The following is an 11,392-nucleotide window of genomic DNA, read 5'->3' on the forward strand; positions in this document are numbered from 1 at the left end:
TAATTCTCAATAAAAGGCTCATAATGAAAGATAATAAAACATTTTGCGAAGAATGCAGGAATGAAGTTGAGTACTCAACAAAATCCATTCCAATGACTGCATCTATTAAAGGAAAACAATATTCCTACACCGGCACAGAGGCACACTGCAAAGAATGCGATTCTGCCGTATATGTACCAGAAATTATCGACGCAAATCTTCGAGCATTGTATGACGAGTATCGTAAAGAAAACAATATTATTCCACTTGATAAAATCAACGAAATACCTACTAAATACTCAATAGGTAAACGACCACTTTCGCTGCTACTTGGCTGGGGAGAACAGACATTTTCTAGATTTGCAGACGGAGACATCCCCTCAAAACAATATTCTGACATTTTGCAACGCATTTATAATGACCCGGAATATTACTTACAATTATTAATCAGTAATAAAAATAATCTGAAATCCGCACTTAGCTACGAAAAAAGCTACAAGGCAACTCAAAAACTATTGCTTAAGTCCAACAATTCTTCAAGCAATAACGGCTCTATTAACACAGATTCAAGCAACAAAATAAACTATGTAATACAATACTTGCTCGTAAAATGTGAGGACATTACTCCCCTTGCTTTGCAAAAATCATTGTACTATATACAAGGTTTTTACTTTGCATTCTATAAATCGTTCTTATTTACCGATGATTGTCAAGCATGGGTTCATGGACCTGTGTATAAAGACGTCTATTTGCGCTATAAAGACTACACTTTTACACCAATCGATTCGCCAACAACAGAAATATCAGGAATTAAATCATCAGGAAAATTAGCTGATTACAAATACGCTCAAAAAAGCGATATCACAAGACTTACAGCAGAACTAACAACTACACTATCTGCTACTGAAAAAGCAATATGCGATAGCGTTATTGATAATATTTGCTGCTACAGCGGTAAAGAACTTGAACGATTTACGCATCATGAGGAGCCTTGGATACTTACTCGCGGCAATCTAAAAGCTGATGATTCATCAAATAAAATAATCAGCAAAAATATAATTGGCGAATACTTTACGAAAATAAAAGAAAAATACAATATGATAAATCCAGATGACATTCACCAGTATGCAAAAGATATGTTTGCTAGTAAATAACTAAATAACTAAATAAATAGTCCACATAAAAAATCCTCCTGCAGCAATTCACTAGACAGGAGGATTTTGTGTAAGTAATTTACGCGTAATCAATACTCGTAAGTAATTCACGTGTAATTAATAATTCAGTTTCACTTATCAAAAAAGTGTTTATATAGCAAAATCAGGTATCGATTTTGGAACGATCAAAGTCATCCGCATTATCAACAATAAACTGTTTGCGCGGAGGAACGTCATCGCCCATCAACAAATCGAACACTTCACTAGCCTGCTGAGCATCCTCCATGCGAATTCTTCGAAGCATGCGCGTTCTAGGATCCATAGTTGTGTCTGCAAGCTGATCCGCATCCATTTCACCCAAGCCCTTGTAGCGCTGAATATCACTGTTAAAATCAATGCCCTTAGCTTGCAAATCATCTAGCTTTCCAGCCAACTCGTCGTCGGAATACGTGTAAATATACTCGCCCTTGCGCTTTCCAGCGAGCGCAATTCTGTGAAGAGGCGGCACTGCAGCATAAACGTGACCGTGCTCAATAAGCGGACGCATATAACGGTAGAACAGCGTTAGCAGCAAAATACGAATGTGTGCGCCGTCAACATCTGCATCGGTCATCATAACAATCTTGTTATAACGCGCTTGCGAAATATCAAAACTTGCGCCAGATCCTGCTCCAACAACCTGAATAATTGCAGCGCACTCTTTGTTGGAAAGCATTTGTGCAAGACTTGCTTTTTGCACGTTCAAAATCTTACCGCGAATTGGAAGAAGCGCTTGGAAAGCAGAATTTCGAGCAGCTTTTGCAGTGCCAAGTGCAGAATCGCCCTCGACGATGAAAAGTTCTGCAACATCGTCGTTTCCAGGCTGGCAGTCAGAAAGTTTCGGCGGCATTGAAGCAGACTCAAGAGCGTTCTTTCTGCGGGTAACTTCCTTAGTTTTACGCGCCTGAATACGCGCATGCATTTCGGAAACTATTTTTTCCAAAACTCTAGAAGACTGCTCTTTAAAACCTCGCTTAGAACCGGTAATCATTTCGCCAAATTGAGCGTCAGTCATTTTCATAACTATTGGCTTAACTTGAGCAGTTCCAAGAACATCCTTAGTTTGACCTTGGAATTGAGGTTCAGCAATTCGAACAGTTACGACTGCTACCAAGCCTGCCATAATGTCGTCGCGCTCAATTTTTGTGTTGGCGTCTTTAAGATTTACTTTAAGCTTTCTAGCATTATCTTCCACGGCTTTACGAATCTGCTTAGTTAATCCCTGCATAAATCCGTCAACATGCATGCCTCCGCCAGGAGTTTCAACAACGTTTACGAAACTAATAATCGTTGAATCGTAGCCGTTTACCCAGCGCATTGCAATGTCAACACCGCATTTTCTAGTTACCTGCTGCGCGTGTAAATCTCCTGCAGAATCAACGGCTTGCGTTTCTTCTACATACGTATCTTCGCCAGAAATACGCCAAATATCGGATACTGCTTCACCTTTTGAAAGAAAATCAACGAAATCTTTAACGCCACCATTATGCAAAAACTCAATCACGCGAGGGTGATGCTTATTTTGCATTGAGTTAGCAGACTCAGCATTTGCAATAGATTGTGCTGTTGATTCTTCAGATTCAGAATTTTCAGTCGCTATATTTTCAGTCTCATCTTCAGACTTATCTTCATTTTCTAATGTTGTTTCAGATTCTAATTCTTCAAATTCAGCCACAGAGTCATCGCTATTATCAGACTGATTTTCAAGAATATTATTTTCTGCAACATTATCTTCTGCAACATTATCTTCAGGAGAATCAATTTCTTCAATATTTGCAGATTCACCTTCAGGAACATGCTCGTCAATAACAGTAATTTTTAAGCCAGGAACTAGGAAACTTGTTTGACGCACGCGAGCAATAAGCTGCTCATAGCTAAAATGAGCAGTAGAATTGAAGATTTCTGGATCCGCCCAATAGCGTACACGAGTTCCGGTAGTTTTTGGCGAAACAGTGCCAATAATTTCAAGCTCAGTAGGCTTATTTTTGCGCGTGCGCTTAAACGGAGATGCTGGAGATGGATGTTCCGGATCCGCATCACTATAAACACCAGGATGCCCTTGATGGAATGCCATATGATGCGTTTTACCGTCTCTATCAACTTCAACATCCAAACGTAAACTTAAAGCGTTTACAACAGAAGAGCCAACGCCGTGCAAACCGCCTGCAGCATTATAAGAAGCGTTACCAAACTTTGCTCCAGCGTGAAGTTTAGTTAAAACGACTTCAACACCAGTGAGCTTTGTTTTAGGTTCAACGTCTACTGGAATGCCACGACCGTTATCTGCAACTTCAATAGAGCCATCATCGTGAAGAGTAACAACAATATGGTCACAAGCTCCAGCCAAAGCCTCGTCAACCGCATTATCAATAATCTCCCAGAGGCAATGCATTAATCCTTGGCTGTCTGTAGTGCCAATATACATGCCTGGACGCTTTCTTACAGCATCCAAGCCTTCTAGCACTGTCAAACTGTCGGCATCATATTGCTCTTGCTCTTTAGAGACCACTTCTACCCCTTATATAAGCTAACTATTAAGCAATAAGTGTCGCATCTTAACTAAAGTAGAAACACGACACTTTTGCAATATAACGTTACAAAATCACTGATCTAAGAAGTCACGCAAAGTTTGCGATCTAGAAGGATGACGCAACTTAGACATTGTCTTGGACTCAATCTGGCGAATACGCTCACGAGTAACGCCATAAACGCGACCAATATCATCCAAAGTCTTAGGCTGACCATCTTCCAAACCGTAGCGCATTTTAATAACACCAGCCTCCCGAGGAGCTAATGTTTCAAGAACCTGCCTGAACTGCTCTTGCAAAAGAGAGAATGCTACAGCATCAGATGGTGCGATTGCGTCGGTATCCTCAATCAAATCTCCGAACTCAGAATCGCCATCTTCACCCAAAGGTGTATGCAAAGAAATAGGCTCACGCCCATACTTTTGTACTTCCTGCACCTTTTCAACTGGCATATCAAGCTCGCGCGCAAGCTCATCTGGCGTAGGCTCGCGACCCAAGTCTTGAAGCATTTGACGCTGAACTCTAGAAAGCTTATTAATAACTTCCACCATGTGCACTGGAACTCGAATTGTACGAGCCTGATCTGCCATAGCGCGAGTGATTGCTTGGCGAATCCACCATGTTGCGTAAGTGGAGAACTTAAAGCCCTTCTTCCAATCGAACTTTTCTACAGCTCGGATTAAACCAAGATTACCTTCCTGAATCAAATCAAGGAAAAGCATTCCTCGACCGGTATAGCGCTTAGCAAGAGAAACAACAAGACGCAAGTTTGCTTCCAAAAGATGATCTTTAGCTTTCTTACCGTCTGCCGCAGCCCACTTAAGTTCGCGCTTGCGCTTAAATTCCATATTGTCAATCTCGGTATCGAGTAAATGCTGAGCGTACAAGCCAGCCTCAATACGTTCCGACAAATCAACTTCCTGCTCAGCGTTCAGCAAGCTCACGCGGCCAATCTGCTTCAAATAATCCTTAACAGGGTCAGCAGTAGCTCCTGTAGCAATAACTCGACGCTTAGGATTTCCGGAAGGAGTTAGATTATCGTCATCATCGTCATCTCGAACAATAAATGCGCCCTTAGCCTGTGGAACTTGAGGAACATCATGCTTATGTTGATCATTGTCTTCAACATCTTCAAGATCATCTACATCATCTTCAAGATCGCTATCAACATCTACATCAACATCTCCAAGATCATCAACATCAGCTATATCTTCCGGATGAATATCATCCAAATCTTCCAAATTCATTTGATCCTCATCGTCAAGATGAGCGTCGTCTAATGAATCGTCAATAACTAATGAATCACCATCTTCTATAGCATCATTTTGAGCATTATCGATACTGTTATCACTATTGTTGCGAACTTCTGCTTCAACTTCAGATTCAACTTCGCTCAAACCTAACTCAGTATCAGTTTGATTTTCAACTACTTTTTTTGAACGAGAACTACGCGTTTTACTAGCAGCAGACGAAGTGCGAGCGCGACTTTGTCGTGCAGTGCTTGTTTTACGTGCTTTTACAGGCTTATTACCATCTTGCTCTTCGCTCTGATCAGCTGATGATTCAACTTCGCTCGTCAAACTGTTCCTCCTGTAGTATCCCCTTGCAGCGCATATAGGCATAGTTCAAGCAAGGGCAAGTTTTACCTTAAGTAGTAAACCATTTAAGCACGACGATTATTCCCCCTTATTTTTCTTGCGGCGTGGCGCATTCTGATATCCAGGCTGGTTCAAGCTTATTTTCATAAGCTCCTTCAACAATTTTTGCCATTGTACAATCACTATCTATACTCAATGCTCGCTCAGTATATTTTTTAACGTTACCTAGCCTAAACCACCAGCTAATATAGGCTAAAAGTGCGTAAATTTGCACTGTTAGCTCCGGTATACTTTGTGTAGCAAATGCCATAACTTGTAGCACTCTGCATGCTGTTATTGCTCTTTTTATATTCGGCTTTTTGCTTGTTTGAATAAACTTAGCTTCTAAAAATTGACGTAATCTATCTGACACCATAGGCGTGTGCGGATACCATGCGAATTCTGCTAGAGCATTGTCGTCATACCATTCTTGATTTTCATCTAAAATAGATATAAGCATTGCGTCGCGGACGTTAATATTGTGGAACATTCCAATAGCAAGATTTACTAAATCATATCCGAACATTTTCTTGTCGTGTAGAAACATGTCGCACCATCGTACGAAAGCAACACATGCAGTATTTCTAACAGCGCTTTCTTTACCGTTTATATTCGCGTTTTGAATAAAAGATTTTGAAACTGTTGGAATCCAATGCTGTATGCCTTTAACCCATTGCGAATTTTCGTCACAATTAAAATACGCATATTCTTTTGAGAATGTCATAAAGAAGCTACATTCTTTTGAAGGATATATTTTTCCTTTAATGTCCGAAATCTCTTGGCCAGCAAAACTAGTAAAATTATCCAATCCAACAAAATCTATTGAATCATCGCAAAGATCAGCGCTTTCACCATAAACTTCCAATATGCTTTGAGTATCAAAATCATCAATGCAACTATTCGAAATCTTCTCTTCTAAATCAACACTTGCTACTGCCATAACAATTACTCCCCTTCATTAATGTGTATTGCACATATACATTTATATATTTGCTCATAATTTTTTATTACTAAATCAAGTTTTACGAGCGTAATTCTTGATATGTGTAAGTTTCTCAATATGCGAAATAGTATTCAATAAAAAACGATTGCAACGGTTATAAGCTCATTAAATCGTGTAAACTATTGTGTTTTACTTGTTCAGCCCTGTGGATAACTTTCATAATATGAGCACTTTAACGGACGATACTTGCAATCTTGCTGCTATTGAATCTCGAATTGCGTATTTAATTTCGCAACAATTTTGCACAAGCGCCGAAAATAATCTTTCTTCAACCTGTAAAACAACTTTACAGCAGGTAATAAAGCAAGCTATCGTTTCTAGCGAAGGCGGTAAACGTCTTAGAGCTCTACTTACTATAAGTGCTTATAATGCTGCTTCTAGCGAAAAAACTACGAGTAAAATTCAAGATAAAGCTTTATTCGATATTGCTTGTGCTTTAGAAGTATTTCAAACCGCAGCATTAATTCATGACGACATTATTGACGAGTCAGCTTTAAGACGTGGAAAACCGAGTGCATATTGTGCATTGAGTTCTGTGTGTAACAACAAGCACATAGGATCAGGGCTTGGCCTTATGCTTGGTGATTTGCTTGCTACAGAAAGCTTTGATATTACTAGAAATTCGGCGAAATATTTTACTTATAGTGAAGAATTACTTCAAGCTTTTGCTTCAATGCAACGAAATGTAGGTATTGGTCAAGTTTTGGATTTGTCTATTGAAATGATGCAACTTGATAATCCATCTGAGCTTGCACAATCTTCTCTTAATGTGTTTAGGTGGAAAACAGCAAGTTATACGACTATTGCTCCTTTAACACTTGGTTTTCTTGCTGCATCAATGAATCCAAACGATGCTTATAATCTTGCTAATTCTATTGGAGATCCTCTTGGGATTGCTTTCCAGCTTGCTGACGATTTGCTTGACATTGTTTCAGATAGCAAGCTTACAGGAAAACCTATTGGTGGAGATATTCGCGAAGGAAAACGTGCTGTGCTACTTGCAGACGCGTTGCAATACGGCAGTGACCAAGAAAAAGAAATACTAACGAAAGCTTATACAAGCGAAGAACGCAGTGAAAGCGACGTTGAAAAAATAATACAAATCTACCATACTTCGGGAGCTATTGAACGTTCAAAACAGCGTATTATGAATCTTTGGCAGAAGTCAAATAATTCAATTGATGAAAGTCCTCTAAGTAGCAGCGGTAAAGCAATACTTCGCAATATAAGCGAACGTTTTATACCTGAAGCATGGCGTAATGTACAATAGTATTTGAGTGTAACTATCGAAAGCAACCATACTTACTACGTTACTTGTAAAATCATACGTAGGCTTGTAAATAGTAAGCAAGGTTTACGCGTATAAGGATTGTGACAATGGATGAAGCTACTCAGGTTCAGCCTGGAATGTGCATTGAAAATCGCTATCGTATTGTGCGTAAAATTGCTCAAGGTGGTATGGCTACGGTGTACCAGGCGCAGGATGAGCGTCTCGATAGGCCTGTCGCAATTAAAATAATGCACACTCAGCTTGCTCAAGGAGTACATCGTCAGCAGTTTATTGCTAGATTCCGCAGAGAAGCAACTTCTGCAGCAGCTATAGCAAACCCGCATATTGTTCAAGTTTATGACACTGGCGAATACGACGGTCTTGATTATCTTGTTATGGAGTATGTGCACGGCGTTAATTTGCGCTACGAAATGAACATGCAAGGCACTTTTAGTGTTCGCGATACCTTACGCTTGTTGGCTGAAACTTTAGACGGTCTTGCTTCCGCCCACCAAGCTGGAGTCGTGCACAGAGATATTAAGCCTGAAAATATTTTGATTAATGATCGCGGTCACGTGCAGATTACTGATTTTGGTTTGGCTCGCGCAATATCCCAAGCAACTCTTTCTTCTACCGGATTATTGCTTGGAACGGCAGCTTATCTTGCTCCAGAACTTATTGAGAACAATCTTGCAACACCTCAAGGTGATTTATATTCTGCTGGAATGATGGCATGGGAAATGCTTGCGGGAAGAGTTCCTTTTACTGCAGACAATCCTGTAACGCTAGTGTTTAAGCATGTTCACGAAAACACTCCTTCAATAAAAACCGCGTGCCCAGATATTAACGAAAAAGTTGCGCAATTTATATCTAAGCTTACTGCGCGCGATATGAACGATCGACCAGATAATGCTATCGAAGCATTAACGCAATTGCGAAATCTTTCAAAACAATTAAGTGCTGAAGACTGGCAATATAAAATTGATGCTGTTAAGGAAGAGCAAGATTCCGACTCATTATCTCCTCTAGATAATCTGCGCCTTACAGATATTGATAAGTCTGATAGCGATAATAAAACTAAAGATTATAAGTATTCTCAAGATTCAGATGATTCTACAAGCGATTTAGATGCTACTCAAGCAATAAGCACTGCCGCTGTAGAATCTGAAGAAAATACTAACTCTGATTCTCAAAGCAATCCGCTTGAAGAATTTGACGACAGCAATATGCCAACTATTGCAATTGATTCACACGAGCTTAATCGCAATAAGACTTCTATAAATCCACTAATTCCAACATTGCATCCTGCAAGTTTTAATTCAGACTCTAAAAAAGATTCATCTTCAAAAAAGCGAGTAATTGCTATTGCAGGAGGAAGTGTTATTGCAGTGCTAGTTCTTGGTGCTATTGGAAGCTTCTGGTACTTCCTAGGCCCTGGCAGCTACTGGACGCTTCCTAAGCCGGATGATCTTCGATGCGCAAATCAAGCAGCTTGCAAAGTTAAAGATATTAGTTGGCAAGAATATGAGCATACTTTGAAGGTTGCTGGAATTCCTTACACTGTTTCCAAAGACTACAGTGACGATGTTGATTCAGGGAAAGTTCTTGCCACTGTGCCTGATGTTGTTGGAAGTCACATTAGTAAGCACTCGAATAGTAAGCTTCGTATTATACTTTCGCGCGGTATTAAAAAAGCTACAATTCCGTCTGATATTACTAATCCAAAAACTCGTAATGGTAAGAAACCATTGCAAGCACTTCGTAAAGCTGGATTTACTCATATTATTCATCGAACTTCACTCGACGTTTACTCTCTTGAAGTCCCAGAAGGAAGCGTTGTTGACATTACTCCTAAACCGGGCACGCGCATGAATCACAATGAGGAAGTTAGTTTGCTTCTTTCTAAAGGACCTATGCCTGTTCAAATGCCGGATATTGTTAATCACACTAAGGATGATGCTGACGTTGCTCTTAGTGGTGCTAAATTAGACGTAAAGTACGAAGAGGAAAATAGCGATACTGTTGCAAAAGGTAGGATTATTAGCGCTTCAGTTGACGCTGGCACTCAAATGCACTGGGGAGACAGCGTAAAAGTTGTTGTTTCAAAAGGACCTAAATCTGTTACCTTACCAAATGTTTGCGGCAAAAACACTGCAGAAGCTCGTAGGATTATTGAAAGCCTTGGTCTACAGGTTAAAATATCGGCTCCTCTTGGAGATTATATGCATGTAGTTAGGTTCCAATCTCCTGGAGCTGGTAGCGAAGTTCCTTTGAAGGATTCACACGGCAATCCTTCTGTTATTACTCTTACAGTAATCTAAGATACAGTTAACTTACTGTATCTGCTATCTTCACTGGTTCTTGGCTTACAGCTTTCCAACTGTTACTAACTTGTATTAGTGCACGTTATTGCTTATTAGCTTGATTATCTTTTGCAGCTTGACGCATTCGTTCTTTTACAGTTTGAGCATATTCGTCAACGTACTCTTGACCGCTCATCTGTTGAATTGCTTTCGTTATTTGATCAGTAATTTCACGAAGACGCTCGTGAGTAATCTCACTTTCGTCTTTTACACGCTCTACTTGAATAGGCTCACCATAGATTGCCTGCGTTTTGCCTTTTGCAGGAATTATCTGACCTTGAACCTGCAAATCTCTTGTGCCAATAATTGCCACAGGAATGATTGGACATCCAGTTTCAAGAGCAAGACGAGCAGCACCAGTATGACCTCGATACAGTTTTCCGTCTGGGCTTCTTGTGCCCTCAATGTGAATGCCAAAAAGCTGACCTTTTTCTATAATTTCACGAGCATGATTTAGAGCACCGAGAGATTTTGAACCACCAGAACGATCAACTGGGAACACACCAACGGAAGTAAACCACCACTTCTTAAAACGTCCCTTTAATCCTTTTCCTTCAAAATATTCGGCTTTACCCATAAAGTGAATCATACGCGGGCAAGTTAAAGGAAGTAGAGCATCGTCAATAACAGCAAGATGATTTGCTGCAATAATTGCTCCACCTTTTTTAGGAACATTTTGAACGCCTTTTGCTGATGGATGAATCCTCATGCGGGCAATACCCCCAAGACCCTTCACGAAGAACCAGTACAACATAGCATATCCTTTCTGCAAGCAAGCAGACACCCGCTAATTTGCGCACCAAGAATCAGGCACACTTGCTAGAGTATAATTCATGACTTCTTCTAAGGATACCAACGACCCTCACCGTTACGGAAAAGGAATGTCACAATCATCAAATAATGACGATGCAAAGAATAGTAAAAATTTTGAAGATGATTGGCTGAATTTTATTGCGGATCATTCGGATGATCTAAAAGATATTTCTAATTCTCTAGACGCAAAAAGTTTTGAAAAGCATGCTAAGAAGAAAGAGAATGCACATAATTTTTATTTGATTGCAAAAAATAGTAGCGGCCCACGCGACAATACTCGCTCAAGTTGGCTTGACGTAGATACGACTATGGACGAGTATGGCGATGACTTTGTGCCTCCTAATCCAAAGTTGGAAGATATTTCTCCAGTTACATTTGTTTTATGGACTGTTTTTGCTGTTGGTATTGCTGGTATTATTTTGAGTGCTTTTATTCCATCGCTCGCAACTATTGTTGGAATTATAAGCGCAATATTCATGCTTTTAGGCGGATTAGGGATCTTTTTAAGCCGTAAAAAACCAGATCCTTATAAAGAAGATTATAGAGATTATGGACATGGAGCTAGAGTCTAACAAAAGCATAAAAAAACATGTCTGCAAATAAACG

At 39.9% G+C, this 11,392-nt stretch carries 8 protein-coding genes; 4 read left to right on the top strand and 4 right to left on the bottom strand.

Features of this window, described 5'->3' with window-relative positions; all coding sequences use genetic code 11:
- The first annotated feature begins 23 nt into the window (after positions 1 to 23).
- A complete protein-coding gene (locus HXT52_RS03035) occupies positions 24 to 1,133 on the top strand; it encodes a type II TA system antitoxin MqsA family protein (RefSeq protein ID WP_419388772.1) in 1,110 nt (369 codons plus the stop codon).
- A gap of 163 nt (positions 1,134 to 1,296) precedes the next feature.
- Here the strand turns inward: HXT52_RS03035 and HXT52_RS03040 are convergent, their stop codons facing one another.
- From HXT52_RS03040 to HXT52_RS03050, 3 genes are all read right to left on the bottom strand, one after another.
- Entirely contained in the window at positions 1,297 to 3,681 is a 2,385-nt protein-coding gene (locus tag HXT52_RS03040; RefSeq protein ID WP_421775676.1) for a DNA gyrase subunit B, read from the bottom strand.
- Between the two features lie 93 nt (positions 3,682 to 3,774).
- Positions 3,775 to 5,280, bottom strand: coding sequence for an RNA polymerase sigma factor (locus HXT52_RS03045; protein WP_421775677.1), 1,506 nt, complete (start codon positions 5,278 to 5,280; stop codon positions 3,775 to 3,777).
- A 106-nt stretch (positions 5,281 to 5,386) separates the two neighbouring features.
- Entirely contained in the window at positions 5,387 to 6,277 is an 891-nt protein-coding gene (locus tag HXT52_RS03050) for a hypothetical protein (RefSeq protein ID WP_421775678.1), read from the bottom strand.
- Between the two features lie 226 nt (positions 6,278 to 6,503).
- On the opposite strand from HXT52_RS03050, the gene HXT52_RS03055 reads away from it, so the two are divergent.
- The gene (locus HXT52_RS03055; protein ID WP_421775679.1) at positions 6,504 to 7,610 is read left to right on the top strand and encodes a polyprenyl synthetase family protein; all 1,107 of its coding nucleotides are present in this window, start codon (positions 6,504 to 6,506) and stop codon (positions 7,608 to 7,610) included.
- Between the two features lie 107 nt (positions 7,611 to 7,717).
- Entirely contained in the window at positions 7,718 to 9,931 is a 2,214-nt protein-coding gene (locus HXT52_RS03060; protein ID WP_421775680.1) for a protein kinase domain-containing protein, read from the top strand.
- A gap of 85 nt (positions 9,932 to 10,016) precedes the next feature.
- Here the strand turns inward: HXT52_RS03060 and HXT52_RS03065 are convergent, their stop codons facing one another.
- On the bottom strand, positions 10,017 to 10,727 hold the full coding sequence (locus HXT52_RS03065) for a lysophospholipid acyltransferase family protein (RefSeq protein ID WP_004136107.1): 711 nt from the start codon (positions 10,725 to 10,727) through the stop codon (positions 10,017 to 10,019).
- Between the two features lie 79 nt (positions 10,728 to 10,806).
- Here HXT52_RS03065 and HXT52_RS03070 point away from each other — a divergent pair, with 79 nt between their 5' ends.
- Complete coding sequence (locus HXT52_RS03070) at positions 10,807 to 11,358, top strand: hypothetical protein (RefSeq protein ID WP_004136106.1); 552 nt, start codon at positions 10,807 to 10,809, stop codon at positions 11,356 to 11,358.
- The last annotated feature ends 34 nt before the right edge of the window (positions 11,359 to 11,392 follow it).

Origin of the sequence: Gardnerella sp. KA00288 (assembly GCF_049244085.1) — a bacterium.
GTDB lineage: Bacteria > Actinomycetota > Actinomycetes > Actinomycetales > Bifidobacteriaceae > Bifidobacterium > Bifidobacterium greenwoodii.

Coding starts and splice junctions, on each gene's coding strand:
- HXT52_RS03035 (WP_419388772.1), top strand. CDS start 24: ATGAAAGATAATAAAACATTTTGCGAAGAATGCAGGAATGAAGTTGAG.
- HXT52_RS03050 (WP_421775678.1), bottom strand. CDS start 6,277: ATGGCAGTAGCAAGTGTTGATTTAGAAGAGAAGATTTCGAATAGTTGC.
- HXT52_RS03055 (WP_421775679.1), top strand. CDS start 6,504: ATGAGCACTTTAACGGACGATACTTGCAATCTTGCTGCTATTGAATCT.
- HXT52_RS03060 (WP_421775680.1), top strand. CDS start 7,718: ATGGATGAAGCTACTCAGGTTCAGCCTGGAATGTGCATTGAAAATCGC.
- HXT52_RS03065 (WP_004136107.1), bottom strand. CDS start 10,727: ATGTTGTACTGGTTCTTCGTGAAGGGTCTTGGGGGTATTGCCCGCATG.
- HXT52_RS03070 (WP_004136106.1), top strand. CDS start 10,807: ATGACTTCTTCTAAGGATACCAACGACCCTCACCGTTACGGAAAAGGA.